General features: G+C 69.4%; 2 protein-coding genes. One reads left to right on the forward strand and one right to left on the reverse strand.

What is annotated here, in order from left to right:
* A partial coding sequence (locus ABD140_RS39955; RefSeq protein ID WP_344248291.1) for a hypothetical protein occupies positions 1-338 on the forward strand: 338 nt, incomplete at its 5' end.
* Positions 339-344: 6 nt separating this feature from the next.
* Here the strand turns inward: ABD140_RS39955 and ABD140_RS39960 are convergent.
* Positions 345-647 (reverse strand): hypothetical protein (locus ABD140_RS39960; RefSeq protein ID WP_344248293.1); only part of this gene is annotated, 303 nt, incomplete at its 5' end.

Below are 647 nucleotides of genomic sequence, written 5' to 3' on the forward strand. Positions count from 1 at the left end.
CTGGGTCCAGCGCTGTGGTCCAGGAGGCCGAGGGCCTTTCTGCCCAGGCCGTGGTGGACGCCTTGGGCGAGCGGTTCAAGCTGCCCAACCCCCGGGAGAACACGGGGTTCTGCGAGCGCTCGGGGTGCGTGCAGATGGTGACGACGGATCCGGTGACCATCGTGCAGTTCCCCGGGCCGGGGAAGGCGAAGGCCTACGCCAAGGGGATCGGCGGGCCTTCGGTGGCGGTCGGGCCGATCGTGGTGTCGTGCGCGGGTCGCCGTGGTGAGGAGCTGTGGTCGGCGAAGAAGCGGAAGGCTCTGGTGGCAGAGGTGCGGCGGATCGTCGCTGCCGAGTAGGCCGTTCTACGCGCCGCCTGTGCTGACGAAGAGGTCCACGTACTGGGCGACGGGGAAGCCGTTCTCGGTCACGTCCGGGTCCGGGGGCAGGTGGGCGCGCAGGAAGAGCGTCCACTGCTGGGTTCCTTCGTCCTGGACGGCCAGGAGTTCGACCATCTGGACGTCGGTGGGGTTGAGGTCGTGGGCGGCCATGAGCGTGCCGAACACCTCGGTCAGGCCGGGCTCGGCGGCGATGGACTCGGGAGTCCAGGTGTAGAGGACGAGTTGCATAGCGGTCCTTTCGGCGGGATGGGGCGGTGACCTGCCCGG

The sequence above is a fragment of the Actinocorallia libanotica genome (assembly GCF_039525175.1).
GTDB lineage: Bacteria > Actinomycetota > Actinomycetes > Streptosporangiales > Streptosporangiaceae > Actinocorallia > Actinocorallia libanotica.